Source organism: Metallosphaera sedula DSM 5348, assembly GCF_000016605.1.
Lineage (GTDB): Archaea > Thermoproteota > Thermoprotei_A > Sulfolobales > Sulfolobaceae > Metallosphaera > Metallosphaera sedula.
The window spans coordinates 1,710,001-1,735,126 of record NC_009440.1; the positions used below are offsets into that span (position 1 = coordinate 1,710,001).

Annotated in this window: 29 protein-coding genes, 1 tRNA gene and 1 rRNA gene (1 of these 31 cut by a window edge); 20 read left to right on the forward strand and 11 right to left on the reverse strand. The window is 50.5% G+C overall.

The features are described from left to right. Both MSED_RS09020 and MSED_RS11845 read left to right on the forward strand, forming a co-directional pair. Window position 1, forward strand: a 23S ribosomal RNA gene (locus MSED_RS09020); it begins 3,057 nt to the left of the window's first position. A gap of 172 nt (window positions 2-173) precedes the next feature. Continuing rightward, entirely contained in the window at window positions 174-1,298 is a 1,125-nt protein-coding gene (locus tag MSED_RS11845) for a DUF3782 domain-containing protein (RefSeq protein ID WP_048806936.1), read from the forward strand. Window positions 1,299-1,547: 249 nt separating this feature from the next. On the opposite strand, the gene MSED_RS09035 is transcribed toward MSED_RS11845, so the two are convergent. Further along, entirely contained in the window at window positions 1,548-2,000 is a 453-nt protein-coding gene (locus MSED_RS09035; protein WP_012021711.1) for a hypothetical protein, read from the reverse strand. 29 nt (window positions 2,001-2,029) lie between these two features. Then, window positions 2,030-2,374 (reverse strand): hypothetical protein, encoded by a 345-nt coding sequence (locus tag MSED_RS09040; protein WP_012021712.1) that lies wholly within the window; start codon window positions 2,372-2,374, stop codon window positions 2,030-2,032. A gap of 79 nt (window positions 2,375-2,453) precedes the next feature. Here MSED_RS09040 and MSED_RS09045 point away from each other — a divergent pair, with 79 nt between their 5' ends. From MSED_RS09045 to MSED_RS09075, 7 genes are all read left to right on the forward strand, one after another. Next, entirely contained in the window at window positions 2,454-3,797 is a 1,344-nt protein-coding gene (locus MSED_RS09045) for a glycosyltransferase family 2 protein (RefSeq protein WP_048060140.1), read from the forward strand. 117 nt (window positions 3,798-3,914) lie between these two features. Beyond that, window positions 3,915-5,384 (forward strand): MFS transporter, encoded by a 1,470-nt coding sequence (locus tag MSED_RS09050; protein ID WP_012021714.1) that lies wholly within the window; start codon window positions 3,915-3,917, stop codon window positions 5,382-5,384. Between the two features lie 80 nt (window positions 5,385-5,464). After that, window positions 5,465-6,094, forward strand: coding sequence for a helix-turn-helix domain-containing protein (locus MSED_RS09055; protein WP_048060141.1), 630 nt, complete (start codon window positions 5,465-5,467; stop codon window positions 6,092-6,094). A gap of 144 nt (window positions 6,095-6,238) precedes the next feature. Then, window positions 6,239-7,681, forward strand: coding sequence for an aldehyde dehydrogenase family protein (locus MSED_RS09060; protein WP_012021716.1), 1,443 nt, complete (start codon window positions 6,239-6,241; stop codon window positions 7,679-7,681). Between the two features lie 67 nt (window positions 7,682-7,748). Then, window positions 7,749-8,693 (forward strand): 3,4-dihydroxyphenylacetate 2,3-dioxygenase, encoded by a 945-nt coding sequence (hpaD, locus tag MSED_RS09065; RefSeq protein ID WP_012021717.1) that lies wholly within the window; start codon window positions 7,749-7,751, stop codon window positions 8,691-8,693. Further along, entirely contained in the window at window positions 8,690-10,171 is a 1,482-nt protein-coding gene (locus tag MSED_RS09070) for a 4-hydroxyphenylacetate 3-hydroxylase family protein (RefSeq protein ID WP_012021718.1), read from the forward strand. Before hpaD ends, MSED_RS09070 begins: the two co-directional genes overlap by 4 nt. A 31-nt stretch (window positions 10,172-10,202) precedes the next feature. Continuing rightward, window positions 10,203-11,057 (forward strand): fumarylacetoacetate hydrolase family protein, encoded by an 855-nt coding sequence (locus MSED_RS09075; protein ID WP_012021719.1) that lies wholly within the window; start codon window positions 10,203-10,205, stop codon window positions 11,055-11,057. A gap of 336 nt (window positions 11,058-11,393) precedes the next feature. Here the strand turns inward: MSED_RS09075 and MSED_RS09080 are convergent, their stop codons facing one another. Next, the gene (locus MSED_RS09080; RefSeq protein WP_012021720.1) at window positions 11,394-12,125 is read right to left on the reverse strand and encodes an SDR family NAD(P)-dependent oxidoreductase; all 732 of its coding nucleotides are present in this window, start codon (window positions 12,123-12,125) and stop codon (window positions 11,394-11,396) included. A gap of 5 nt (window positions 12,126-12,130) precedes the next feature. Then, complete coding sequence (locus MSED_RS09085) at window positions 12,131-12,817, reverse strand: TatD family hydrolase (RefSeq protein ID WP_012021721.1); 687 nt, start codon at window positions 12,815-12,817, stop codon at window positions 12,131-12,133. 78 nt (window positions 12,818-12,895) lie between these two features. Between MSED_RS09085 and MSED_RS09090 the strand changes: the two genes are divergently transcribed. Further along, window positions 12,896-13,996, forward strand: coding sequence for an extracellular solute-binding protein (locus tag MSED_RS09090; protein WP_012021722.1), 1,101 nt, complete (start codon window positions 12,896-12,898; stop codon window positions 13,994-13,996). Further along, a complete protein-coding gene (locus MSED_RS09095) occupies window positions 13,993-14,760 on the forward strand; it encodes an ABC transporter permease (protein ID WP_012021723.1) in 768 nt (255 codons plus the stop codon). Before MSED_RS09090 ends, MSED_RS09095 begins: the two co-directional genes overlap by 4 nt. A 103-nt stretch (window positions 14,761-14,863) precedes the next feature. Here the strand turns inward: MSED_RS09095 and MSED_RS09100 are convergent. Further along, window positions 14,864-14,960: transfer RNA gene (locus MSED_RS09100), tRNA-Pro, on the reverse strand. A 182-nt stretch (window positions 14,961-15,142) separates the two neighbouring features. On the opposite strand from MSED_RS09100, the gene MSED_RS09105 reads away from it, so the two are divergent. Then, on the forward strand, window positions 15,143-15,349 hold the full coding sequence (locus tag MSED_RS09105; RefSeq protein ID WP_012021724.1) for a hypothetical protein: 207 nt from the start codon (window positions 15,143-15,145) through the stop codon (window positions 15,347-15,349). On the opposite strand, the gene MSED_RS09110 is transcribed toward MSED_RS09105, so the two are convergent. From MSED_RS09110 to thpR, 3 genes are read right to left on the reverse strand one after another with little or no spacing between them, the layout of a single operon-like run. After that, window positions 15,309-15,926, reverse strand: coding sequence for a serine/threonine protein kinase (locus MSED_RS09110; RefSeq protein WP_048060351.1), 618 nt, complete (start codon window positions 15,924-15,926; stop codon window positions 15,309-15,311). The two genes, MSED_RS09105 and MSED_RS09110, sit on opposite strands and share 41 nt — an antisense overlap. Then, window positions 15,914-17,152, reverse strand: coding sequence for a CCA tRNA nucleotidyltransferase (gene cca, locus MSED_RS09115; protein ID WP_012021726.1), 1,239 nt, complete (start codon window positions 17,150-17,152; stop codon window positions 15,914-15,916). Before cca ends, MSED_RS09110 begins: the two co-directional genes overlap by 13 nt. Window positions 17,153-17,164: 12 nt before the next feature. Further along, complete coding sequence (gene thpR, locus MSED_RS09120; protein ID WP_012021727.1) at window positions 17,165-17,707, reverse strand: RNA 2',3'-cyclic phosphodiesterase; 543 nt, start codon at window positions 17,705-17,707, stop codon at window positions 17,165-17,167. 39 nt (window positions 17,708-17,746) lie between these two features. Here thpR and MSED_RS09125 point away from each other — a divergent pair, with 39 nt between their 5' ends. Together MSED_RS09125 and MSED_RS09130 are read left to right on the forward strand one after the other, a co-directional pair. Further along, on the forward strand, window positions 17,747-18,274 hold the full coding sequence (locus MSED_RS09125) for an AAA family ATPase (protein ID WP_225938925.1): 528 nt from the start codon (window positions 17,747-17,749) through the stop codon (window positions 18,272-18,274). Beyond that, window positions 18,271-18,702: an RNA-binding domain-containing protein gene (locus MSED_RS09130; RefSeq protein WP_012021729.1), complete on the forward strand. Its 432-nt coding sequence runs from the start codon at window positions 18,271-18,273 to the stop codon at window positions 18,700-18,702. Before MSED_RS09125 ends, MSED_RS09130 begins: the two co-directional genes overlap by 4 nt. Here MSED_RS09130 and rnz read toward each other — a convergent pair. From rnz to prs, 3 genes are read right to left on the reverse strand one after another with little or no spacing between them, the layout of a single operon-like run. Next, on the reverse strand, window positions 18,686-19,561 hold the full coding sequence (rnz, locus tag MSED_RS09135) for a ribonuclease Z (protein ID WP_012021730.1): 876 nt from the start codon (window positions 19,559-19,561) through the stop codon (window positions 18,686-18,688). The genes MSED_RS09130 and rnz overlap by 17 nt on opposite strands. 54 nt (window positions 19,562-19,615) lie before the next feature. Then, a complete protein-coding gene (locus MSED_RS09140) occupies window positions 19,616-20,530 on the reverse strand; it encodes a TRM11 family SAM-dependent methyltransferase (protein ID WP_012021731.1) in 915 nt (304 codons plus the stop codon). Further along, entirely contained in the window at window positions 20,527-21,399 is an 873-nt protein-coding gene (prs, locus tag MSED_RS09145) for a ribose-phosphate diphosphokinase (protein WP_012021732.1), read from the reverse strand. The genes MSED_RS09140 and prs overlap by 4 nt, the downstream gene beginning before the upstream one ends. A 51-nt stretch (window positions 21,400-21,450) precedes the next feature. Here prs and MSED_RS09150 point away from each other — a divergent pair, with 51 nt between their 5' ends. From MSED_RS09150 to MSED_RS09175, 6 genes are all read left to right on the forward strand, one after another. Then, window positions 21,451-22,215, forward strand: a complete 765-nt coding sequence (locus tag MSED_RS09150; protein WP_012021733.1) for an ATP/GTP-binding protein — start codon at window positions 21,451-21,453, stop codon at window positions 22,213-22,215. A gap of 46 nt (window positions 22,216-22,261) precedes the next feature. Further along, window positions 22,262-22,996: a DNA polymerase sliding clamp gene (locus tag MSED_RS09155; protein ID WP_012021734.1), complete on the forward strand. Its 735-nt coding sequence runs from the start codon at window positions 22,262-22,264 to the stop codon at window positions 22,994-22,996. Further along, a complete protein-coding gene (gene priS, locus MSED_RS09160; protein ID WP_012021735.1) occupies window positions 22,965-23,927 on the forward strand; it encodes a DNA primase small subunit PriS in 963 nt (320 codons plus the stop codon). Before MSED_RS09155 ends, priS begins: the two co-directional genes overlap by 32 nt. Window positions 23,928-23,982: 55 nt before the next feature. Then, the gene (locus tag MSED_RS09165) at window positions 23,983-24,366 is read left to right on the forward strand and encodes a hypothetical protein (protein WP_012021736.1); all 384 of its coding nucleotides are present in this window, start codon (window positions 23,983-23,985) and stop codon (window positions 24,364-24,366) included. A 209-nt stretch (window positions 24,367-24,575) separates the two neighbouring features. After that, window positions 24,576-24,785 (forward strand): hypothetical protein, encoded by a 210-nt coding sequence (locus tag MSED_RS11850; protein WP_012021737.1) that lies wholly within the window; start codon window positions 24,576-24,578, stop codon window positions 24,783-24,785. Next, complete coding sequence (locus MSED_RS09175) at window positions 24,782-25,087, forward strand: hypothetical protein (protein WP_012021738.1); 306 nt, start codon at window positions 24,782-24,784, stop codon at window positions 25,085-25,087. The genes MSED_RS11850 and MSED_RS09175 overlap by 4 nt, the downstream gene beginning before the upstream one ends. Window positions 25,088-25,126 lie beyond the last annotated feature (39 nt).

Consider the following 25,126-nt stretch of genomic DNA (forward strand, 5'->3'; position numbering starts at 1 on the left):
CGTCTCTAGGTGGCTGGGTGTAATTGGTCACAGCTAGCCTCTTCTCGTTTTCTTGTTTTCTTCTCTTTTACTTCACGTTTTAGTAGCGTGTGTTTGCCTTTTCAAGAGGTACATGCTCGTAGTTCTGTTTGTCGTTCATAATGTTTTATACCCTGCATCTCCAACTAACTTGTATGATATCAAAGGATGAGATACTGAGGCTGTTGAGGGAGGATCCAGACTTTAGGAAGCAGGTAGAGGAGATATTAGGGATTGACGTTATCCGCTCCGAGTATCAGGAGATGAGGAAAACCTTAGCTGAGATTGTGGCCTCACTAAGGGCCCTCACTGAAAGCTCAATGGCACAGGCCGAAGCTCAGAAGAGGATGGCCGATGGGATGACGAAGCTCGAGGAGAAAATGGCGGAACTAGCAGAGGCACAACGCAAGACTCAAGAAGCCCTCCTGAAGCTCGAGGACAGAACCTCTAAACTCGAGGAGAAGATGGCAGAGCTCGCGGAAGCGCAACGCAAGACTCAAGAAGCCCTCCTGAAGCTCGAGGACAGAACCTCTAAACTCGAGGAGAAGATGGCAGAGCTTGTTGAGTCCCAACGCAGAATGCAGGAGGCATTCCTCAAGCTCGAGGACAGAACCTCTAAACTCGAGGAGAAGATGGCAGAGCTCGCGGAAGCGCAACGCAAGACTCAAGAAGCCCTCCTGAAGCTCGAGGACAGAACCTCTAAACTCGAAGACACAACCTCCAAGCTCGAGGCGAAAATGGTCGAGCTCGCTGAGGCACAACGCAAGACTGAGGAGGCCTTAGCTATCATGACTCAATCGTTAACGCAGGTGAAAAAGGGACAGGAGGAACTCGCAATGAAAGTGGAGAGAATGGAGAAAACCGTTAGCAACATTGGGAAAAGATGGGGAGAGGACTACGAGGAACTGGTGAGGGGCTTCTTTAGGGACTTCGTAGATCAGGAGGGGTTAGACTTCAGTTACGTGAACAGGTTTACCTACAAGGACAAGGACGGTAAATATGGTAAGAAGGGAGCGAGGTATGAGGTGGACATCCTGGCTAAGAATGGCAAGGTTTACCTAGTTGAGGTCAAGTCCTTCGCCGAGAATGACGATATAGAGTGGTTTGATGTAAAGACCGACGTGATAATAGATGTCCTAGGGATTAAGAATTTCGTCAAGCTCTTCCTCGCTGTCAGCGTTGATAAGGATGCATTGGAGACTGCGAAGGATCTGGGGATAAGGCTAGTTTACGGCGACGTGTATGAAAGAAAGAAGTCAACCTCAGATAGTGAACTCTAGATTGTACTAGACTCAGGGTGCCTGCGATACACTAGGCCTTAAGGGGGAACGTGTCACAGATGAGAGTTGACTTGATTCAGGCTTACGTTTAACACTTATGTACTGATATGGAGAAAGAAGTTGATTTTAATCTCCACAAAAGAAAGCCTAGGTGAACTCAATGGACTGAAGAACCCTCTGGATCAAAACTCGTTAAGATGAGGGTTCCAATGACAGGGAGGGCTAAGGAAGGTGGGCCTTACCGCGTGGTTAAGGTTCTTCTCGTTTTTCTTTCCTCACTACCCCAACAACAAGGATGACGCCTCCCACTACCCCAATCACCAACCCCAGGAGGCTAAGTATACCTAGGAGGGCGACCGGAGATGCCAGGTTAACCACCACTATCTGCACCTTTACGGGCGTGGTGTAGTTGTTGTTTACCAACACTGTCCCTGGTCCACTGGAAATCGCCACAAACAGGTTGTTAAACACGGACTCAGTTATCACGTTCCCCTGGATCTCAACATTCAAGGGAATAGGCGGTGAGGCGGTCACGGTAATGACTTCTTCCTTGTAGGAGAAGCTCTGTTCCGCAATCTCTCCAGGTTGAAGTGTTCCAGACACCCTTAAGGTATTAAGGGTTATACCCACGGTTGAACCGAAATACATTACCACAGCTACGAGTAGTAGTATTAAACCCGCAAGGACTAGATTTCTTCTCATGTAGTAAGGTTCTATCCAAAGCTAATAACCTAGGATCTTGCACCTCGACCCCGGTCACCTGCTCCCCTCTCCATCCCAAACATCACTGAGAAGTTTGCTAGAACGCCCAGTGCGAGAAATAGGTGTACCAGGAGAATTACCTGGTTTAGGAATATTCCCAAAACCCCATTCACCAGTACAAGCCCCACGTTACCTAGGGACATTCTCCTTTGAACCCCTGAGGTTTTCCAGCTGGAGATCAGGCAGACCAGCAACAATAGCCCCCCAGACACCGCGTGAAGGGGCAAGGTTATGAGCCCTAGTCCAAGGAGGGCCCCATCCATTATCTGCAGTATTGATAGCCCCGCTCCCACGAAGAACAGCCACTGGCCCATTGACTCACGTATGAGATCTGGTTAATAACTTTGTGACTGTTTGGATAAAGGTTAAATCTTTCCCTGCATTCTTCTAACTATGCAGATTTTATCCGAGATATTCGAAAATTTTACTGTTGACGTCTATAATGAAACTATCAAAGAATTGAAAAGAACCTCGAGATGGGAGTTCCTTGGGATGTTGGGCTCATCGCCCCTAATGGCGTCTCTCTTCCCGGGATGGCAGTTCAAGACTGCCCTGGATGCCGTGAAGTTGGGGTGGTACTTCGCCCTGCCCAAAGTGGGAGAATTTGGGGCCTCCAAGCTTGTTCTCGAGAAGGAGAAGCCCTTCATTGACGTGAATGAGCTTAAGGGGTTTAGGTACGACGGGTTAGTTATCAATCAGGTTGTTACCTCGGGCAAGAACTTGAGGACCGTGGAGAGGACCGTGAAGTCCATTCATCATTGGTATGGCGAGGTGGAGAGGAGGTACTCTGTGAGGATACCCCACGAGGTCTGGATTGTGGTTGACGAGGGAAGGGAGGCAGGTTTGAGGGGGTTAGACGCTAGGGTGGAGGTAGTTCCAGCAGAGTATAGGACCAGGAATGGGTCCATGTTCAAGGCCAGGGCACTCCAGTACGCCGTGGAACAGAGGGGAGGCACTGGATCAGGCACGTGGGTTTACTACCACGATGAGGAGACCGTGTTTGGGGAGGACAGCGTCCTAGGAATTGCCGAATTTGTTCAAGGGGACAGGGACGTTGGGGTTCATCCCATAGTTTACCCGGTTAACTGGAGAGGCGACGTGTTATCCACGATTGAGACGTTGAGGACGTCCAATGACGTGGTGAGCCTTTCCCTGTCCCCCAGGGGAATGTGGCACGGCTCTGGTTTCATGGTTAGGGGAGAGGTGGAGAGGGAGATTGGATGGGACTTTGGCCCAGTGAGGGCTGAGGACCTCCTCTTCCACCTGAGGGCATCACGGAGGTTCAGGTACGGAGTCATGAAGGGTTTCGTGTACGAGATACCTCCGCAGAACTTAATGGACTTCATGAGGCAGAGGAGGAGATGGATACTGGGGATACTTGACGGGTTCAAGGACGGAAGGATGGATGTAAGGAATAGGGTGAAGTACCTTCTGGGTTTAACTAGCTGGTACTCCTCCGCGTTGGGTTTCCTGGTGCCCCTATTCGTGTACATGAGGGATGCAAGCGCACCTCTTCCCATTGGACCATATCTAACCGGGCCCATCTGGTTCACCCTGCTCCTCATGTTAAAGGACGGCTTTGTGCTCACTAGGAGGTATGCTGGCCTCAGGGGACGGGACCTTCCAAGTTTCATGGTGAAGGGATTAGTAGGGCTCATGCTTGAGGCCATAGCCCCTTGGTATACCCTGTTTACAGGATGGAGGGATCACGGGTTCCACGTCATAGATAAGGGATAGTTACAAGACAAGTATTTGTAATCTTGAACCGATTCCCACTTTAACTTTAATGGTACTTCATGAAATCGGTTTAATTTACCTGATATTATTTTCCCGTTCAATTCCGCTTGAGTTGGAATGGAGGAGAAGAACGCATCTGAGATTATAGCCAGGCTGGACAGGTTACCAGTCTGGTCTCTTCCCGCCACCTTCATTGCTGTTTTAGGTACAGGTTTCCTTTTCACGTTTTTTGATATCTTTGATATTAACGTCTCATTTATCCAGACAGCTCTTACAACCTTTGGCGTGAGTTCGCCGTCATCTCCCGAGATCCCCCAACTACTTGGACCCGTAGTCCTCTGGAATCTGGTGGGGTATGTAATTGGGGCCCTTGCCTTAACCCCTCTTGCGGACAGATATGGGAGGAAGAGAATGCTCATGATTACCATGGCCATCACAGGGCTGGGGTCACTGTATAACGCGCTCTCCCCAGATTACCTGAACTATTTGCTCGCTAGGACCATTACAGGGATAGGTGTGGGGGCAGATCTGGCCATAGTTAACACGTATATAAACGAGGTATCTCCCGTAAACGGAAGGGCGAAGTTTACATCCTTGGTTTTCCTTTTCGCTACCCTAGGAGCGTTTCTAGGCCTATGGCTTGGTCTCCTGATCACTACTCCGCCAGCACCTTTCCCCCTAGGGCTTCCATTTGCGTTGGGGACAACCGGGATTTTCGCAACCGCTGGTTGGAGAATCATGTACGGAATAGGTTCCCTCCTCGCCCTGATAGGCCTCCTACTCAGGGTGGAGCTACCCGAGTCTCCGAGATGGCTTGCGTCTAAGGGGAGGATTATGGAGGCCTCAAAAATCGTGGAGAGGATGGAGGAGGCAGCTAGAAAGAAGATAGGAGAACTGCCTCCAGTACCGCAACACATTGAGGTCAAGACTATCACAGAGGTTTCATACAAGGAAGCCTTGAGGACAATTCTAGGGAATAGGGTTTACCTGAAGAGATGGATCATTGTAATGTCCATGTGGTTCTTTGGGTATATCACGGTGTATACAAACGCTGCAGGGCTAACCACTATTCTCTCGTCCTTAGGGTATCCATCATCCGAGGCAGGCATGATAGCATCGCTTGGGATACTTGGTTTCGTGGCTGTACCGGTTCTTCTAATCCTGTTTGGGGACAGGCTAGAGAGAAAGGTGTGGGTTCCAATCTCCGCGGTAATCATGTTGTTGGGCGGGGCAATCATGGCTGAGGCTGGGCATAACTTCTTCCTTGAGGTTTTGGGGGCATTTGTTCTCTTCTTCGGGAATAACCTGTGGATTCCCATCTCCTACGCCTGGACTACGGAAAACTTTCCCACAAGAGCTAGGGTTACTGGCTTCGGATTGGCCGATGGAATAGGGCATATTGGAGGAGGAATAGGTGCCTTCCTCGTGGCATTACAGATTGGTAACATAGTCTCTCATGGTGTAACAAGTAACACACCCCTGGAGGTGTTCATGTTAATGATATCGTTCCAGCTCTTATCTGCGTTGATATCCCTGGCAGGAATCAGGACAGCAAAGAGGCGTCTCGACGAGATATCCCCTCACTGATTCTTAACAATTATAATATTTTTAATACATATATAATAAGGAAAAGACTTTTAAAGTTCAAGTAGTTCATATAGTATGATATGGGATCATTAAAGATAATGACCATTTCAGTCCAACATGAGGGTTGTTGGACTAGTAATTTGGGCGATGTTGATGCGAGCACCGTGAACTACCAAGTTTATCCGGAAAGGGATTACCTTAGGTCAAGGATAACGGTTTACCCTAAGGATAAATCCGTGGTCTTGAGAATGAAGAGGTCTAGGGGAGTGCTTAAGATTAACAAGGCAACCTCGTACGGCGATGTGTACTTTGTGGACTTTCTTAACAGGTACAGGGATTCCCTAGCCGGTTGGCTATATGATAAGGAGGTAATGTTCCTGTTTAATAGGATCTGGAGGGGAACTGAAACCTGGGGCTTCGTGATTCCCAGGGACAGGGTATCTGAGATATTGGGTGAAGTTTCCTCCTATGGTAAACTGGTGAACTACACGCTGGAGGACTTCAAGCTCAACCTTGGCCCTAGACTATCTCCCGCGGAAAGGCGGGCGTTAAAGACTGCCTTTTCCAGGGGATACCTAGACTATCCAAGGAAGGCAGATGCGGACACGGTAGCCATGGAGTTGGGTCTCAGCAAGGTCACCTTCCTCCATCACCTGAGGAACGCGTATAGGAAGTTGACGGTACATTACCTTAACTCGGACTTGAGCTAGCGTCTTGCTAGGATATTATTGATGCGATACTACAGTTGATCTTGTTCTAGGCTTGACGTGATAAGACAGGGAAAGGCAAGGTTCAATATGAAATCCGTATCATAAAAATCCTTTAGTTTCCCGGTATAGTATTATTTGGTTTCTATGATTCCAATTATTCTAGGCGGAGAGAAGGTAGTAACTCAGGCAAAGATAACCGTGATGGATCCGGGGAAAGGAAAACCCCTGAACGAGGTTTCCGTTGCTGGAAGGGAAGAAACGAGACACGCCATAGAGCTAGCTGACCAGGCCTTCGATCACTTCTCTAGGCTCGCATTGAAGGAGAGAACAAAGATTCTTGAGAGGGCGGCTGAAATCATGGAGAAGAGGAGCGAGGAACTGGCTAGAACCCTGACAGCCGAGTCCGGGAAGCCCATCAGGGATGCTAGGGTTGAGGTAACTAGGGCAATCCATCTCTTCAGGTCAGCAGCGCAGGAAGTTAGACTAGTTCTTGAGGGAGCTACGTTCAGGGTAGACGGATATGAGTATCCTCCCGGTAACGAGAGGAGAATGGTGATGTCTGTGAGAGAGCCACTGGGAGTGGTTGGGGCAATCCTCCCCTTCAATTTCCCGGCAAATAGTTTCGCACACAAGGTTGCACCGAATTTAGCGGTCGGAAACACCGTGGTAGTAAAGCCCTCAACCTCAACCCCCATTACGGGAGTCCTACTGGGGGAGATCCTGTATGAGGCAGGACTTCCCAAGGGTGTGTTAAGCGTTCTGCCAGGGGGTGGAGATACCGTGGGGGCAGAGATAGTGGAGAACAGGAGGGTGAAAGGAATCACGTTTACCGGCTCAACTCCCGTGGGGACGTCCATTGCCTCAAAGGCCGTGACAACGGGAAAGAGGGTTATGATGGAGATGGGCGGATCTGATCCAATCGTAGTGTTCAAGGATGCCGATCTCGAGAGGGCGGTCTCAATATCCGTGAGGGCCAGGTTTGAGTATGCAGGGCAGAATTGTAATGCCGGGAAGAGGATACTGGTTCAGGAGGAGATTTACGAGAAATTCCTCAAGGAGTACGTGAATAGGGTGAAATCCCTGCGGGTTGGTGATCCCATGGACGAGAGCACTGAGATGGGACCTGTTATCTCGGCGAGCGTGGTTAAGGACCTGGAGAACGCGGTGTTAGACTCCGAGACGAAGGGAGGGGTGATTCACAGGGGTATGGCGGGCACTGGCGGTTATTATTTTGCTCCCACAGTGGTCGAGAACGCTAACTTGGACATGGTCATCATGAAGAGGGAGATCTTTGGTCCCGTTGCACCAATAGCTAAGTTCTCTGATTGGAAGGAGGCCGTGGAATTGGCAAACTCGACCGAATATGGCCTGCAGGCCTCTATCTTCACCTCAGATTTGAAATTGGCACTAAAGATGAGCCGGGAAATCAGGGCCGGAGCAGTGATAGTGAATGACAGTACCAGGTTGAGGTGGGACTCCCTTCCCTTCGGCGGGGTAGGTCTCAGCGGGATAGGGAGCAGGGAGGGGGTGAGAAGTACCATGTTAGCCATGACAGAGGAGAAGCTGATCTCCTTGGACCTCTCCTAGGGCCTGAAGGCGGATAGTGAAACCCCTTTCATCTTGAGTTTAAGAAAAACGTCTTCCCTTTTCACCTATGCTGGACATATTACGCGTCTCCCATGTAGTTTACAGGGTCACTGATCTGGACAGGGCCCTCTTTTTCTATAGGGACCTCCTGGGCTTCGTGGAGACGGAGAGAAATGGAAACGAGGCTTATTTACGCGGAGTTGAGGAGGGACAACATCACAGTCTTGTTTTAAGGAAAGCTGACTCCCCCGGTTTATCCTACGCCTCCTTGAGGGTGAGAAAACCCGAGGTTCTGGATCAGGCCAGGGAGAAGTTCGATGAGATTGGCATAAGGTACAGGAGAATGAAGGAAAGGGGAGTGGAGGAGGCAATCCTCTTTGAGGACCCGCAGGGTCTACCTATTCTCCTGTATCACGACATGGAGTACGTGGGAGATAGAAGGCTCAAGTTCCACGAGTACAGGGGAGTGACCCCCGTAAGGATAGATCACATCAATTTCATGGTAAGGGACCTAGACGTTGAGGTTGAGTTCTACACCAAGGTCTTTGGATTCACTGAGACCGAGACGTTCCTGGATAGGGATGGGAAAAAGATGGTCTCCTGGATGACCAAGATCGGTCACTCGCACGAGATTGCCATCGCCAGAAGTTCCAGGAACGTTCCGGGGTTTCATCACGCAACCTTCTACGTTCATGACGTGAGGGATATCATAAGGGCTGCGGACCTAGTCTCCTCGGCTCAACTTTGGGACAGCCTAGAGAGGGGACCTGGAAGGCACGGGGTTACCCAGGGGTTTTACGTTTACCTCAGGGATCAGGACAGGAATAGGATAGAGTTCTTCACGGGCGATTACTTCGTTCTAGATCCCGATAAGTGGAAACCCATAGCCTGGACCTGGGACCAGCTGAGGTACAGGTCAGACTTCTGGGGAAGGGAGGTGCCAGAGACCTGGCTCAAGGAGTGGGTTCCCGTGGAGGATATCACGGGTAAATTACGGGGGTGGAATAATTGATCCGAAAGGGAATAGATTTCATAAAAAGCATGAAGGAAGGACACCACGGGGAGATATACTATAATGGGGAGAAGGTAAGTGACGTAACAGAGCATCCCGCATTTAGGGCTGCCATACACACGGTCTCAGACTACTACGACCTTCATTGGAAGGATGAATACAAGGAATACCTGAGGGTGTATAACCCTGACGTGGGGGAGGAGACCAGTATAACCTTCTTCAGGCCAAGGAATAAGGAGGAGTTGAGAAGGCTGAGGATGGGGATAAGTAAGATTTACGACTTCTATAGGGGATTCTTCGGTAGGAGTCCAGATTACCTAAACGTATGGACCATGTTATTCTACGCACATGCTGACGACTACTTCGGTAAGGTGTTTGGAAATAAGATGATGGAGAACGTGATAGAGATATATAGGGAGGCAGCTAAACAGGACCTTTTCTACACGCACGCCATTGTCGCCCCGATGTATGATAGATCCAGACCACCCTCACAATGGGAGGACCCCTACATACAGGTGGGCGTGGTCAGGGAAACCACCGAGGGACTCGTGGTGAGGGGCGCCGCGCTACTATCCACTGCAGGTCCCTACTCCGAAAGGTTGTGGTACCTGCCCAACATCAAGAGGGACACCGACCCCAGGTATTCCGTGTTCTTCTCACTTCCCACGGAAAGTAAGGGTGTAAAGTTCATCTCCAGGAGGGGGTTCCATCCCAAGGAGGAGTTCGGCGAGTTTGAGTACCCGATTACCTCTAGATATGAGGAACCTGACGCCATTATGGTATTGGACAACGTTTTGATACCTTGGGATAGGGTGATCTTTTACAAGAAACCTGAGGAGATAGAGGGGTTCATGTGGCATACGGTGAACCTGAGGGGATGGTTCAACTGGCACTTCGTGATTCAGCACTACTCCAGGACGAAGTTCTTGGCAGGCCTGGCCATAGCCATTGCTGAGGCCGTGGGGATTAACAATTTCATCAATGTGCAGGAGAAGTTGGGAGAGATCCTAATCTACCTAGCAATGTATGAAGCTGGGATGGTGGCATCAGAGGAACTAGGGGAGCAATTACCTGGAGTATATAGACCGAATCCGCAGATAGCCATAGCCACTAGCTCCATGGGAATGAAGGCATTACCCAGGATAAACGAGATACTTAGGTCCATAAGTGCTGGATCTTCTATCCCCGTTCCAGCGGGAATTAGGGACTTTGAAAACCCCGAGGAGAGAGCTCTCCTGGACAAGTACCTAGCGTCCAAGGGGTTGCCAGCCCTAGAGAGGGTGAAGCTGTTCAATATTCTCTGGGACACCATAGGTTCTGAGACCGGGATGAGGTATGAGCAGTACGACAGGTTCAGTAGGGGAGATCCCACAATTAGGTGGGCTCAGATGTATACCGAGGTGTATAAGGACAGAAAGCAAGAGTTTGTGAAGATGGTGAGGGACATCATGGATCAGATGCCAAACCCTAAGGCATAATTTTTATCATGACAATCTCTATGTGATGGGGATGAAACTCGTTTCGTTTATTCAGGAAGGAGAAAGGAAGTTCGGTTACCTGAAGGGAGATTCCATTATCCTAACACAGGAACTTGCGGGAAAGGAAACGGGCGAAGAGGTTAAGGTTAACCAGGTTAAGTTAACTGCTCCCCTAGTTCCGTCGGCCATATTTTGCACACTGGTGAACTCGCCCAGGATGCTGGGTGTGGAGAGCAAGGAGGAGGCCAGGGAGATGCTGGGTTCCCCAAAGTTCTTTCTGAAACTTCCGCAGTTGGCCATAGGACCTGGAGATACCATTCTGGCCCCCAAGTCTGGCGTGAGGCCTGAGGTCGAGATAGGGGTAATCGTGAGCAAGCCCCTCAAGATGGCCACCAGAGATGAGGCTAGGAATGCGGTACTAGGTTACACTGTGTTTAATGACGTTACGGCTCCAGGTGAGATGAAGGAGGACATGTATTACGCGTACAGGCGAGATCCCATGGATGGAAAGGTGAAGAAGATGGCCGTGAGGGGATCCCATTTCAGGAACAAGAACAGGGACACCTTTGCCCCAATGGGACCGTGGATTGTGACTCCGGATGAGTTAAGCGACCTATCTGGGTTGACCATGAGGAGCATTTATGGGGATGTGGTGGTCCAGGAGGGGAAGACCGACGAACTAATCTTTGGGGTGGAGGACCTTCTCGTGGAGGTGTCCAAGGTGCTCACGGTCCCCAGGTTAAGCTTGATCTCAACCGGGACCATAGGTTACAGGGGCGCTGAAGAGGCGTCAGAGTACAAGTTTCAGGCCATGGAGGCCAACCTAGTTGTGGAGGTCGAGAAGATAGGGAGGCTGGAGAATCCGGTGAGGGTGGAGAGATCGTGATCTTAGTCGCACTACGCTTCGTATCAACACCCCTGAACTCCTCCCTCACAGGGGATCCGAAATCCTGTACTCAGTCTCTCCACAATCCCAACATAGGATCTAGAAAATTCCCATGATCCAGAGATCATATTCGAAGTCCCTTTCCCATATCTCAAGTCTCTTCTTAGGACGAAGGTCAAATATCAACTGTAGTTACATCAGTTACTGGTGATACACCAGTGAATAGCTTTCACCCGCTCGAGGAAGATCCCGGGTTCTTTTTTATCACGATGATGGAACTCGAGTTATGAAGCAGGTTTGCAGAAGTTAAAACTCCTCGTCTCTTGAGCCGGGAAGCTAAACAGAAAACTTGTCCACGAGCCTATAGGTTAACTCTTGCATTACGTTAGCTAGCTTAAGGAAATAGGGATCTAGCTTGAGTTTAGAGGGAACGTAGATCTCCCTCTTCCCCGTTCTTATTCCCTTTAAAATTGCCTTGGCCACCTTTTCTGGTTCCACAGCGTACTTTGGTGTTATTTCCCTCCCCTTAAAGGACGGGTGAGAGGAGAAGTTGGTCTTGACGGGACCAGGGTAAACTCCAGATACCTTAACTCCGTACTTTCTGGCTTCAGCCCAAAGTCCGTTGGTGAAGCTAGCTAGTCCAGCCTTGGTTGCGGAATACACCAGGAGAACCGGAGAGTTAACGTAAGCTGCCTCAGACACCACATTAACTATGGAGCCCGATCTCCTCTTGACCATCACAGGATAGATACTTTTCGTGACGTAGATCGGGCCTAGGAAATTGGTTTTAACCATGTATTCCTCTTCCTCCAACGAGGTTTCCAGGAAGGAGCCATACACCCCAAAGCCAGCGTTGTTCACCACAGCGTCTATTTCCCCAATCTCGTTCCTCACCTTCGCGATCAGGGACTCGACCTCAGCCCTATTGGATACGTCTAGCCTGAACCTGTAGTCGCCAACCTCTGGCTCGGTCCTAGATGTGGCCACGACCTTGTATCCTTCCCTCATGAGAAGTTGTACCGTGGCCTTCCCTATCCCCTTTGATGCCCCAGTAACTAAAGCTAGCATGTGTCTCACTCTCGCGGGAGGATATTAGAACTTGTCCCAAATGCTTTAACAAAATTTCTCTCTATCACTCTCTCAAGTTCTCCCTCATCGACTCCCTTCCTCTTGGAAATGAATTGCAGTGCATCCTTCACCATGTTGGGCTCTAGAAGTCTTCCTCTGTACACGTAACCTCCGTCGCTTTCGGTGAGGATTATTTCCAGGGGGGCAACGTCGAGAATTTTCTGGTGCTTCTCCTGGAAGGTGACAGACGGGTTAATCGTTATGAAGTAACCTGCTCCCTCAATGTCCTTGAGGAGGGTTTGTGGGCCAGTATACCAGTGAAATATCGCCCTCTTTACCCCATGTCTTAACGCCAGATTGAAGGCATCCTCCCAGGCATCTAGGGCGTGGATGTTCACGGTCTTATCTGGGAGGAGAAACTCCTGGAAATACTTGATCTGAACCTCCCTACTTGCCTTAGATAGTCTGTAATCTAATCCAACTTCTCCTATGAAGTCTGCCCTTTCCACGAGTTCCTTGACCCTCTCGAGTTCACCGTTTCCAGCATTCCATGGATGAATTCCGACACCGCGTAGGACCCCTTTCATGTTAAGGGTCTTCATCGAGGTCTTAAGGTCCATGGAGACCGCAGCGACTACCACGTTATATTTCCCGTCTAGTTCAGAACAGTGACAGTGGGCATCATATAGCATGGGATTTACTCGGTTTTAACCATTTAATCTTAATATGAAAGCTGGAAAATATTTATAAATGGCAATATCTCATTCATTTTGATAGCCTTGAACAAGGGTTTAGTTATTGGTATAGTTGTGTTAGTAATAATTGTAGTAGGAGTTTTAGCATATGTGGAGATTGGAATGCCGAAACACGTAACTCCCTCGCCAACTACCAACACAACTACTACGACCACGACGACTACCACTACCTCTCAAACCCCGCTCTACATATGGGTAGCTGATGCCTACACGGCAGAGGCCCAATATCTAGGTTCGTCGTTCCAGAACGCCACAGGCATAACTGTGCCCACTCCCAAGGGAGGCGGATCCTTCGGGCTAGCGAGGGAGATCGCGTCCGAGGGTCCCAACGCCCAGGTTAGCGTCTTCCTTCCTGTGGCCCTCTCAGCTGCATCTCCCTCATACCTGGGAAATTACTCCTCCGGCTGGGCAATAGCCTTCGTAGCAGACCAGCTCACCATAGCTTACACTAACTCCAGCATAAACAATCCGTACGCACAAGAAGCCCTCAATTACGCCAAGGAGGCAGAGGCCGGAAACACGTCAGCGTGGTACAACTTCTTCCAGATACTGAGTAGCGGTAAGGTTAAGGTTGGTATCTCAGATCCCAACACAGACCCCGCTGGTTTTAGGGCGTGGATTACCCTAGAGTTAGCTGGATATGAATATGCCAACAACACTTTCCTATTCTACAATGAAATGCTGAACAACAAGGGTAACGTGACCGCGTCCAACGCAGCTGAGCTGGTATCGCCGTTGGAGGCGGGACAGATCAACTTCCTATTCATTTACAAGTCGGCTGCCATAGCCAAGGGGTTGGAGTATATACAACTTCCCAATCAGATTAACCAGGGAGATCCTAGTTACTCGAGCCTTTACTCTAAGTTTGAGTACAATCTATCCACAGGACCGGTTTACGGTTCCCCCATCTACCTCTTCATCACTGTACCCAAGAACGCAAATAACCAGGCCGAGGCTCTTGAGTTCGTGACGTACGTGATTGAGAACTCCCAGTCCCTAAGTAAGTTCGGCCTACTTCCGCTGTCTCCTGCAATCCTGTTCAACTCTACGGCAGTTCCTCCTCAGATAGCCTCTTTACTCTCCCAGGGTAAACTGGTTGAAGGAGGTACGCTTTGAACTGGATAAAGGTAATCTCGATTTTTTCTGCTCTTCTCCTCTCAGTTCCGGTTCTCTACATTCTCATTGAAGGTTTCGTGGTTAGATCTCCACAGGCCTTCTCATCCTCTTTTCTGGAGGGAGTGGAGCTCTCGCTCATTTCATCTGTAACGGCAGCCATCATAGACGTGGTGGTCTTCACTCCCCTGGCATACTATCTATCGAGGGGAAGGGATCCAGTAGTGGACACCTTGGCTGACGTCCCGGCCTCGATCCCGCATCCGATCGTTGGAGTCGCGCTTGTGTTCCTGGATGCAAGTTATTCTCCGGTGGGAAAGTTTCTCCAGGCCCTTGGGATAAACTTCTTCGACACTTTTCAAGGCTTGGTGGCAGCCCTAGTGATAGTTTCAGCCCCGATTTACGTTAGGGGAATGAGATCCTACTTTGATGCCTTACCTAGATCCTACGAAAACTACGCCATGAGCTTGGGGGCAGGACCCCTCAGAACCTTCGCGTATGTGGTTCTGCCCGAGTCCCTCAGGGGAGTGGTTTTGTCGGCGTTAACCAGCATGTCCAGGGCATTGAGCGAGTTCGGTTCCATAGCTATTATCGCATATTACGTTCTAGGTCAGCCCTTCAATGGCGTCTCGCCAGCATCAATACAGATCTATAACTATTACGGATATTACGGACCGCAGGTGGCCATCTCCGCCTCCGCGGTAATGATATTGGCAGGCCTGATTCTGCTGATAGGCATAAAGATTCTAGGGTTAAGGTTGAGATAAGAAACCAGTCCTAACCTGAGAAGTTTTAGTAAATGTCGGCTTTGTGGAATTTACTCTGTCCCATGCTGAGAATGAGTTGCCTTAGAGAACAGAATTGTGAAGGTGGGGCCGCCGGGATTTGAACCCGGGACCACCAGCGCTCTGGTGGTTAGGGAGTTATCCCCAGGCTGGCATCCTAATCCAAGCTAGACTACGGCCCCTCTACTTATGTGCTTCTTGCCTCGCTTATAAATCAATCTACTAGTAATACCAAAAAGTTTCAATCAACTCTCCGTGTCTTCCCAACGGTAATTATAGATTAAAATAAGGGACTTCCACCCCGGTATCACGTGCCGATACTTTAAGAGGGATTACGAATATAGAGTAGGATAGGTGGAAAATTTTGGCGATTGTTTATAAATGCAAGGGATGTGATAGCGAACTCTACAAGTTCGAGAAGGTAGGCCAGGACTTTTATGGGGTGAGGACCCCCTCAGAAATAAGCTCAATCTATGGAGGAAAGTGCCCCAAGTGTGGGAAGAAGCTGAACCCTCCATCCGTAGACGACGTTAACCTGAAGTTGAGGGATAGGAAGTCTGGATCCTTTTGAGAACCTCATCTAGATCAATTTCACCTTTCTTGTAAGCCCTAGCTAAGTCGTGAAAACCGAACGCGTTTAAGATCCTGTTCACATTGAAGGGCTTCTCCTTCACGGACACGGAATCGTAGTCGAGGATGTAGGTTCTTCCCTGGGTCACGATCACGTTCTTCCAGGGGTGAACTAGCTCCTTGTGTTCCAGGTTAACACTCTCAAGGTACTTGGCCCTAAGCAGGAGATCCGTAATTACTTCCGTGCTCTCGACGTAGTCCAGATGCCTACCCTGGACATACTCCATGAGAATGAAATTCCTTCCGAATTTCACTACCCTAGGGGCAGATCTCTCAGCCCTCATCTGTAGTCTAGCCTCAAGTTCCAGGCTCTCCTTCGGGGAGTCGGTCCTCCTAATCTTGAGAGCTAGGCCGTCCTCTGTCAGGACCACAACCCCAGTCTTTCCCTTCCCCAGGACCTTGTATTTCCCAAGGGTTGTCCCCCCGATCGAGTATGCCTTGGTTAGTCCAAACGAGACCAGCTCCTCTTCAATCTCGGGAGAGTAGGTAGGGAAAATGAACTTCGCTATTTCAACCAGAGTGGCCTTTTCCTTAAGAAAGCCCTCGTGCAATCGTCGCTGGCCTCCGTGAGTTTATACTGTCTTACCGAGTACTTATACTTGAGAGAGATAGAGTTAAGGATTATCCTCTCAGGGTCGACCTCCTTCCTCCTCTTCAACGCGTAAAGTTTGCCGTCATCACCCACCCAAACGTGCCTGTTAGAGAGGATGAACTCAGTGGAGCTCTCAAGGTAGAAGGGAGGTCCCTGTCCCAGGTGATGATCCCCTATCTGCGTTGACTCCACCTGAACCAATAGCCTTACCCTCTCGTCCTGGCACCACCCCACATCTACTACCCTGAAACCTGCGTTGAGCAGTGAATTCCTGATCTTCTCCACGCTCCTTCTTATCTGTCCCCAAAGAACGTCGTCAACGTAGGGCTCCAGTAGCTTGATCTCTGCAACCAGGACCTCTCCTAGGACGGGTTGCGGTTCAGGCGAGGGAGGATAGAAGAAGTCAAGCGAGGCTTCCTTAAGAAACATCCTAGAGGCAATCGACATTGTTGCTAGACTTTTCATGGATACGGCAGCAGCGGCGTTCCTCCTGGGGTCTACGGGATCTGGGATAACCAGGGGTGAGTTGAATTCCTTGGTTTCCCTCTCCAGAACTATCTCGGTACCGGGTTTCCAGGTTGACGCGCCCTTTAACACGTTCAGGAATGAGCCGTAGTAGATCGTGAGCAACTCAGCAACATATCCAGAGAAACCCATTACTCTTATCTCGGCGCCGTAAACCCCTATCCCCTTCAGGAACCTCTTTAGGAGTCTAACCTGGTCCTTTCCCTCATCGCTTAACCTGCTCGTAACGTACCTTGTGTGAAAGGGGGTTCTATCTACAGCCGTGATGGCCTGATCCCCACTCTCGACCCTGAGCGCAGGAACAACGTCCACTTCAACACCGTCCACTTCAACTATGACATATGGGTGCTCAGCATAAGCCAGCCTCGTCCTTAGTCCCTGAAGTCTGTCCAGGATTTCCCTCAAGGCTTCTCGGGCTAGGTACTCCTTCCCAACGCTTCTAGGGTAGAACACGAATAGGTCCACGTCAGTGTCTCCCTTCAGCCATGTACCCTTCCTGAAGGAGCCGTGAACCTCGGCGTCAAGGTCCTTGAGCCTGGAAATCACCAGGTCCACGGCACTCTGAATCCTGATTGTGTCCTCAGGTCCCGGTTTCACTCTCCTCAAGACTTCCTCGAGTATCTCCAAGGCAAAACCCCATTATGCCGTGATTCTGTGAAGTGGATCGTAGATAGGCCCCTTGGGGGTTAAGGTGCTCTTGAACAGGACTATTTCCTTTACCTCCTGTTCACCAAACTGCTTGTCCGACATCTCCTCCACGAGTTTGGCAAGCTCGAGCACACCTCTCGGTCCCTTTACCCTTCCCAGGGTAAGGTGCGGAACAAATTGTTCCTCTTCCACCCTAACTCTCCTGGAGTTTAGGGCTTTCACCAGGGATGTCCTGATCCTTTTGAGCTCGTTGAAACCTTCAGTTATTCCCATCCACACAACCCTAGGTCTGGACACGCTGGGGAAAGCTCCTAACCCCCTGAACACAACCCTGAAGGCCGTGAACTTCACCTCGTCCAAGCTCTCCCTTACCAGGTTGACCCTGTCCTCCGCAACTTCCCCCAGGAAAGCCAGGGTAATGTGAACGTTTTGGGGTTCCACGAGCTTCACGTCAGCTCCAGTTCTCTCCACCATTCCAAGAGCCTCCCTTAGCCACGGTGCGTCATAAACTGGAATCCCTATGAATAGCCTCACGTTTTTTAACCCCTCAATCCTAAGGAAAGGTGGTCTCCAATTAAAGTCCTTCTAATCACTGGAATGCCCGGTTCCGGAAAGTCCCTCCTCTCCTCAATCTTGAAGGAGAGAGGTTACACGGTGATCGTGATGGGTGACTCGGTGAGGAAGAGGTTCGAGAAGGAGGCAAGACACGGTGAAAGACTCATGGATTACGCAAAGAGGTTAAGGGAGATCTATGGTGAGGGGATAGTTGCCAGGTTAAGCATAGAGGAGTTGAGGGGAAGGGAGGAAAGGGTAGTCTTTGACGGTGTGAGAAATCTTGCTGAGGTTGATGAGTTTTCAAGACTTGGAAAACCTGTGATAGTCGCAGTTCATGCCCCACCTGCTCTCAGATACGAGAGGCTAAAGAAAAGGATGAGGGCTGATGATTCCTTGAGGGAAGAGGACCTAAGGAGAAGGGATCTCGAGGAGATCGCCCTCGGAGTTGGGGGAGTTATAGCCCTGGCCGACGTCATGGTAGTCAACGACTCCACAGAGGAGGAGTTCAGGAAGAGGGCCCTTGAGGCCCTGGGGAAGATAACTTGACTAGGATTGTGGTAACAGCCGAGATTAGGCCATCGGAAGACGAGGATAAGGTTAAGGTGGCAGTGGCAAACTTCTTCTCGTTCAAGTCAAGCAAGGTTGAGGAAGGAAAATACAGGTTGTTCGTGGCGGAATCGGACACGCTATCAAGTCTTTCAAAGTTTCACAGGGTTCTTAGGGAAGAGAGGATACTGGACGCTGCCCGTAAATACCTGAGGAGGGGCATTGAAGGGGACAGGCTGACCTTCATGATCCATAAGCAGGCAGCCTACGTGGGGAAAATCACCTTTGTGGATAGCGAGAACGAGTCGCCCCTGGGTCCCATAACCTACACAGTGTTTCACAGGGATCTGGAGGCCGTGGTGGACTGGCTAGCTCCCAGGACCTCAAGGGGAAGACCCCTCTGGGACAACCCTATGCCCGAAGATTGAGGAAGGAAAGGTCCTCTGGGACGAAGGACATGGGGAAAATTCTCCTGGCCTGCTTCAACATCTCCGACGTGTCCCTGTACCTGGCACTTATGTGAATTAGGGCTAGCCTCTTGACCTCTGCTTCCCTGGCTACGGTAGCAGCCTCGGTTGATGTGGAGTGACCGTACTCTGATGCGTCAATCCCCTGCTCAAAGGTCGAATCGTGGAGGAGAAGATCAACTCCCTTGACCGAGTTGATTACGGTTTCACAGGGCCTTGTGTCTCCTGTGTAAGCTATCCTTATTCCCCTCTTCACGATCAAGTAGTCCTCAGGTTTCAGAACCCTGTCACCCCAGGGGACCTCCTTCCCCTCCTTAAGCATCCTCATTACCCTCCAGTCGGTAACCCCTTCCCTCCTCAACCTCTCTGCATCAAGGTTTGCGGTGTCCTTCTCCTCCACAAGGTAACCCTGGGAGGGAACCACGTGGCAGGTTCTAAAGGGCCTCACCCTAATGCCCTGGCTCTCGTAGCTTGAGACAAACTCTATGGGAAAATTGGGCGAAAAGTAGGTTCTCTCAAAGGTCTCGGTAAGCAAGTCCTTAAGCCCTTCTGGACCAAGGATATATAGTCTCTCCTTCCTATCGTACATCCCCATGGTCTGGATCAGTGACGGTAACCCAAGTACGTGGTCTGCGTGGAGGTGGGTTATGGCAATTACGTTAACGTTCATGATGTTCAAGGAGTTCCTTATCATGGTTATTTGTGTTCCCTCACCGCAGTCCATGAGTATGGAGAGGCCTTCCCTCCTCACCAGGTAAGCTGGGAGTCCTCTCCTAGATGGTGCTCCCCCACCTGTACCAATGAAGTAAACCTTCATCATACGCTGGAACTCCACGAAAATGATGTCGGATGGGTAAAAAGGTTGAGGAGACGCTCATCTCTCCACAACGTATATGGCCCTTGACAGGCTCTTGTGTTGATAGAGGAAGTGGGTGTACACGGTCCTCAGCCCAACTGACCTTATGACATCCCTCCAGTCCACGTTGGAGTCTGCGGCGAAAACTAACCTCCCCTCCAGGATTTCCGCCACCTCCGAGAGAAAACCTTGGTACAGCTCCTCCAGCTTCATTCCCTTCGCGTTACTTGACCTACCGTAAGGCGGATCAGTAACCACGGAGAACCCCCGCGTGTAGGGGAGAGCCGTGGCCGATCCCTGGATCAGTTCACTGGAGTATCCAAAGTACTCCAGGTTAACCTTGGCTTTCCCTATCATCTTGAGATCCACATCCAGTCCCACTGCTCTATAACCTAGCCACTCAGCTTCAATCAGGATTGAACCCAGTCCCGCAAAGGGATCCAGAACCCTCCTGGGCCTAGCCAAGTTCACCATTAGCCTGGAGGTGTAGGGATCCATGGTTCCAGACTGGGAAAAGGGCTTCCTCGAGTGCTCAACCAGGCTCTTGCTATCCCTCTCCTCTTCTCTGAGCCCAGCCAGGAGGACCCCATCCGTGAAGATTAGGTCAAGTTTCCGACATGACCTAGACGTCTTAACCCCGCGAATCGCCTCAGAGTATAGGGCGTGAAACCTCTCCTTTTCCCTTCCTAGGATGACGTCGGGATAGATCGAGAAGCAATTTCCCTTGAGGCTCTCGTTTATCTCTCCTGGATCGTGGGAGATGGTCAGGACCTGTCCCACAGCCTTTATCGTGGACGACCTTCTCGCAACCCCCTTCACTTCACGATCGTAAAGGCCAACCCCAGTTAGGAAATGAACCTCCTCCCCAACTAACGCCCTGAGTTCAGCCATGGAGGCAAAGGCTTCGTCATTGCTTAGCTTAGCGTATTTCATAGCTTCACGGCTATCTGATCCGATATATCCACTAGGTTAACCTTTTCCCTTGGAACCACGGTGTTAACTCCGACGATCTCCTTGATCCCTGCCTCCCTTAACCTGTTGTATGCCCCGTTAACCAGCAGGAGGTGAACGGCAGCGGCACTCACGGTTTCAGCACCCAGAGATTGGGCTATCTTGGTTGCCTCTACCAGCGTTCCACCGGTGCTGATTATGTCGTCCACGAGGACAACGTCGTAACCCTTCAGCGACCCTAGGTTTCCTGCTCTAACCCTAATCTCCCCGGTGTGCCTATCCCTCTCCTTTTCCAGAAAGGAGTACCTGCATCCTAGTTCCTTAGCGAGTCTCTCGGCCCTCCCCATGGCTCCCCTATCTGGGCCTAGGACAAAGGGGTTCTTAACGAACCTTCTCACCTCCTTCGCCAAGGAGGGGATGGGATCCACCACCCTCACCTCTCCCCCAAAATAGTCCAGGGACTCTTGATGATGTGGTTCCACTGTGACCAGGGTTGAGACACCCAGGGAACGCATGACGTTGAGCACTGTCTTTATGCTTATTGCCTCTCCATCAAGGAATCTCCTGTCTTGCCTGGAATAGGCTATGTAGGGCACAACGGCCGTCACCCTGGATGCCCCCACGTCCCTTAGGGCCTCGACCATTAAGAAAAGTTCCATGAGGTTCTTATCCTGCGGTGGTTGAGTTGTCTGGACTAGGACAACCTCCTCACCTGAGAGGGAGGAAGGAATCCTAACGTAGGACTCCCCGTCTGGGAAAACCTTGTGTTCAACCTTGATCAGCCTGGCTCCCAGTAACTTGGATAGCCTTTCGTCGATCCCGTTCGTCGCAGTACCTCCTACAATGATCATTGTAGTGAATGTAAGGGTGAAGTTTTAAAGGTTAAGCAACGACGTAAACCCATGTATTACGTGTTCTTCACAGGAACTGCCGGCTCAGGGAAGACCACCATGGTGAAGGAGTTCCAGGAATACCTCCTTGACCAGGAAATGGACGTTGCCGTGGTCAACATGGACCCTGCAGTGGAGAGGCTTCCCTACACCCCGGACTTTGACGTAAGGGATTACGTTGATGCCATGGAGGTAATGGAGAGATATGGCCTGGGTCCCAACTCATCCCTCATAGTCTCCGTGGACCTCCTCCTCACCAAGGCAACGGAGATAAAGAACGACATTGGGAACATAGAGGCCAATTACGTTCTCGTGGACACCCCAGGTCAGGTAGAACTCTTCGCGTACAGGGACACCGGGAGGACCTTCTCGTCCCTACTGGTGGGGGACAGCAAAAGCGTCAACGTGTTCCTCCTGGATGCGTTTCTGGCCAGGGATGCCAGGAGTTACGTGTCTCTCCTTCTTCTCTCCAGTTCAGTTAGGTTCAAGTTGGGAATTCCACAGCTGAACGTTCTCTCCAAGATTGACTTGATCTCCAAGGATGAATTGAATAACCTCCTTGAGTGGGGCCAGGGAGAGGGACTCATGGACAGCCTGGGAGTCATAGATGATTATTCCTTTGAGCTAGTGAAGACACTCGTGGAGAGCCTGGAGGTACCCCCCATACCCGTTTCCTCACCAAGTAGGCAGGGATTCGATGAGTTATACGCTGAACTCCAGAGGGTTCTAGCTGGAGGAGAGGACTACGCCACAGAGGAGAACAATAGCAGACTGTAGGGAAGGGACCTCTTCTTTTTTAACCTGAACCCTTAATGATTCATCCATGAAATTCAAGGTTATTGACGCTAACTCGATGGCCACGATCTTCAGGACCATAGGCGAGTTCATGCCCGAGATTACCTTGATAGGAACCAAGGAAGGCGTCAGGCTCAGCGGTGTTGATCCAGCCAGGGTTGCACTCATAGATATCTTTATTCCGCAGGCCTATTTCCACGAGTATGAGAGCGCGGAGAAGGAGACCGTTACTGTTAAGCTTGAGGAAATAATAGCTTCCCTCAAGAACGTTAAGAAGAACGATAGCTTAACTTTCCAGTCAGGGGAGGACAGGCTCATGATAACCTTGGACGGTGACTTTGAGAGGACCTTTTACCTACCCATCCTCATGGGTGAGGAGCCGAGTCTACCATCGATCAAGCTGGAGTTCGCCTTTAAGGCCAAGATGCTCACCTCGACCTTCTCCAACGTCATGCAGATACTTGGAGACCTAGGCGATGCCCTAACCCTGTCCGCAGAGGGAGGAAAGCTCACGTTCATGGTTGAGGGCGATGTGGGCAGTTCCAAGGTGGAGTTGTCTGAGGAGTCTGGGACCCTGCTTGAGGCCACCGGTGCAGACGCGAAGGGGACTTACGGCATGGATTACCTGGTGAAGACCGCGAAGATGAGGAACTCTTCTGACATAGTGGAGCTCATGTTCGGTTCCCAACTACCCATAAAGTTGAGGTTTGAGTTACCTCAGGAGGGTTACGGTGACTTCTATATTGCCCCCAGGGCAGAATAGGATAGTCAGGTCTCTGATCAGGAGCTATTACGAGAGGGCAGAGCTATATCTCCCCTTCGACATGGAGTTGAGGGAGTTCGCCTTTCAACCGCTCTCAGGAGGCAGTTACGTTAGGCATCTCTCCTTCCAAACTGCCCAGGAGTTGAGGGAGGTGTTGTTGAGGGAGGTCCCAGGTCACGTCTTCTACTCCTCTGCCAAGTATCAGAGACCCTCAGCCAGGGACATGGAGGAGAAGGGTTGGATGGGGTCAGATCTCCAGTTCGATCTAGATGCTGACCATCTATGCGAGCCCAGGAAGATCACCTTCTGTCCCGTCTGCGGAAAGGAGGTTATGGGCGAAAGGTGTCCAGATCACGACGTGGAGGCGAGGGAGTACGTGGAGATTCCCTTGGACTGTCTAAGGAAGACCTGGGACCAGGCTGTGCTTCTCTCCAGGATATTGAAGGAGGACTTTGACCTGAGCCCCAGGATCTTCTTCTCAGGGAACAGGGGCTTTCACGTGCTCGTGGAGTGCAGTGGAGATTGCGCACTCATGGACTCAGACGACAGGAAGGAGATTGTGAGGTACGTCATGAGGGACCAGGTTCCCTTCAGGGGTGTTGAGGGGGATCCTGGGTGGGCCGGAAGGCAGGAAGGAGGGGTTAGCGTGGACGAACAGGTTACCGTGGATGTGCACAGGCTCGTGAGAATTCCAGGGTCAATCCACGGAAAGAGTTCCCTCCTCGTTAAGGAGATGAACGATTTCCTCTACGATATATCCCTTTCCCCCTTCTCGGGAAAGGCGGTCCTCCTCCCCTTCATTACAGGGGACTTCCTCCTAGTGGACAGGCAGTTTCACCTGAACAAGGGGGAGCCAGTTTCCATGGAGGCCGGTTACGCGGTCTTCGCATACCTCAAGGGCTTGGGTGAGGTGACCTATTACGTTAGATGAGTTCCTATCAAGGGAATTGAAGGGAGAGGACCCCCAGAGTATCCCAGGGGTCGAAGTGGAGCAGATTATCTCCACCTTCAAGAGACTAAGGTATAAGTACAAGGACAAGATACACGATGCTGAGCTGAAGATCTATTCCGAGATCGCAGAGTCGCTATTCGAGATGAGGCTCATAAAGGTCGTGGAGAACAGGGAGATCAAGGACAGCTTTGACTCCTGGCATAACGAGGCGGTCAACAAGATGAGGGACCTCTACGTTAACTATCTCACCGGGGCCTACGTCAACAGGGATGGGAAAGTTCTGTGTGAGGTGAGGTCGAACCTGAAAATGGACGGGATCGAGCTCAAGCAGGGAGATTACGTGATGCTAGGCCTGAAGAGGGCCTTCTCCCTCTGGCTGGCAGGTTACGTTGAACCGTGTAGGGTGGAGAGAAGGTAGTTCTAGTTGCAACTAGGGATTCCCGGGATACCATAGGGCAGTTGTAGAAAGTCTCATCGCAGGTAAACCACTTTCCCTCGCGTTTCTTGTAAATTTTTATTCTCGCGTTTCCTTTTTATCCAGTATATAGACTCGTCAATAACGAGTGGAACTTAGCTCTCCATGAGTTCTCTAGCCTTCTAATAGAGTCCCTTGGACCCAACCTATCCATGGTCCTAGGGCTGGACGAAGACTCTTGGATTAGGGACAGTAACGTCCTCGTAGTCGTGAAAAAGATTGATGACCAGGTGAGGAGGAAAGTAGCTAGATCGGCACTCTTGGTCAACGACAAACACGACTGCACCATTAGTTACTACCTTGTTGAAGAAGGAGAGGAGCTGATACATGAATTCCAGAAAATCGGAAATACTGTTGAATGAAGCTAAAATCGATATCCAAGCGGGTAGCCTTAACAAAGCTGTCAGCCCTGTACTTCTCGGTAAGAAGAGAGTTAGAATCTATTCTGGAGGCGATGAATTTAGAGGTACCCCGTCGCGACGACAAGCTGGCAAATGTGTTGAAGCACATGGGTTTCAGCTCGGAGGCAGAAGATTTACTACACCTCTACACGCTCAGGAAAAAGGCGGATTACGATGAAAGGTCGGTCACCGAAGAGGAGAGTAGGGAGGCTCTCGTGATAGCCACGCGACTTCTTGATGCATTAAGGAAAGTGAAACCGTGAGCCTCTTGATGTGGGACTAGTCATCTCTTTATCCTGATC

Excerpts from the sequence above, each read along its gene's own strand:
- MSED_RS09060 (WP_012021716.1), top strand. The coding sequence starts at position 6,239 with ATGATTCCAATTATTCTAGGCGGAGAGAAGGTAGTAACTCAGGCAAAG.
- MSED_RS09075 (WP_012021719.1), top strand. The coding sequence starts at position 10,203 with ATGAAACTCGTTTCGTTTATTCAGGAAGGAGAAAGGAAGTTCGGTTAC.
- MSED_RS09035 (WP_012021711.1), bottom strand. The coding sequence starts at position 2,000 with ATGAGAAGAAATCTAGTCCTTGCGGGTTTAATACTACTACTCGTAGCT.
- MSED_RS09140 (WP_012021731.1), bottom strand. The coding sequence starts at position 20,530 with ATGAAATACGCTAAGCTAAGCAATGACGAAGCCTTTGCCTCCATGGCT.
- MSED_RS09175 (WP_012021738.1), top strand. The coding sequence starts at position 24,782 with ATGAAGCTAAAATCGATATCCAAGCGGGTAGCCTTAACAAAGCTGTCA.
- hpaD (WP_012021717.1), top strand. The coding sequence starts at position 7,749 with ATGCTGGACATATTACGCGTCTCCCATGTAGTTTACAGGGTCACTGAT.
- MSED_RS09085 (WP_012021721.1), bottom strand. The coding sequence starts at position 12,817 with ATGCTATATGATGCCCACTGTCACTGTTCTGAACTAGACGGGAAATAT.
- MSED_RS11845 (WP_048806936.1), top strand. The coding sequence starts at position 174 with ATGATATCAAAGGATGAGATACTGAGGCTGTTGAGGGAGGATCCAGAC.
- MSED_RS09080 (WP_012021720.1), bottom strand. The coding sequence starts at position 12,125 with ATGCTAGCTTTAGTTACTGGGGCATCAAAGGGGATAGGGAAGGCCACG.
- MSED_RS09050 (WP_012021714.1), top strand. The coding sequence starts at position 3,915 with ATGGAGGAGAAGAACGCATCTGAGATTATAGCCAGGCTGGACAGGTTA.
- MSED_RS09040 (WP_012021712.1), bottom strand. The coding sequence starts at position 2,374 with ATGGGCCAGTGGCTGTTCTTCGTGGGAGCGGGGCTATCAATACTGCAG.
- MSED_RS09155 (WP_012021734.1), top strand. The coding sequence starts at position 22,262 with ATGAAATTCAAGGTTATTGACGCTAACTCGATGGCCACGATCTTCAGG.
- MSED_RS09045 (WP_048060140.1), top strand. The coding sequence starts at position 2,454 with ATGCAGATTTTATCCGAGATATTCGAAAATTTTACTGTTGACGTCTAT.
- MSED_RS11850 (WP_012021737.1), top strand. The coding sequence starts at position 24,576 with ATGGTCCTAGGGCTGGACGAAGACTCTTGGATTAGGGACAGTAACGTC.
- prs (WP_012021732.1), bottom strand. The coding sequence starts at position 21,399 with ATGATCATTGTAGGAGGTACTGCGACGAACGGGATCGACGAAAGGCTA.
- MSED_RS09150 (WP_012021733.1), top strand. The coding sequence starts at position 21,451 with ATGTATTACGTGTTCTTCACAGGAACTGCCGGCTCAGGGAAGACCACC.
- rnz (WP_012021730.1), bottom strand. The coding sequence starts at position 19,561 with ATGATGAAGGTTTACTTCATTGGTACAGGTGGGGGAGCACCATCTAGG.
- MSED_RS09055 (WP_048060141.1), top strand. The coding sequence starts at position 5,465 with ATGGGATCATTAAAGATAATGACCATTTCAGTCCAACATGAGGGTTGT.